This window comes from Caballeronia sp. ATUFL_M2_KS44 (assembly GCF_023630965.1).
Lineage (GTDB): Bacteria > Pseudomonadota > Gammaproteobacteria > Burkholderiales > Burkholderiaceae > Caballeronia > Caballeronia concitans.
In genome coordinates, this window is record NZ_JALQEA010000005.1 from 1 (window position 1) to 237 (window position 237).

Here is a 237-nt window from a genome sequence, read left to right on the forward strand (position 1 = left end):
ACCTACTTGGGCGCGGCGAGCGGGACCGTCGACAACTTCGGAACGCTCAACGCCAACTCGGCGGTGACGGCCAGCACGGACGGCATTCTCCTCGGATCGACGGGCAACGTGACCGTGAACAATCACGCCGGGGCGGTCATCCGCTCGGGTATGGGCGATCAGGATAACGGCAGCGGGATCCTCGTGAGTGCCGGAACGGCGCTGATTGGCAATGACGGACTCATCGATGCCTATCAC

The 237-nt window shown here is 63.7% G+C and carries 1 protein-coding gene; it reads left to right on the forward strand.

Features of this window, described 5'->3' with window-relative positions; genetic code table 11:
* Positions 1–237 (forward strand): hypothetical protein (locus tag NCR39_RS00020; RefSeq protein ID WP_250449971.1); only part of this gene is annotated, 237 nt, incomplete at both ends.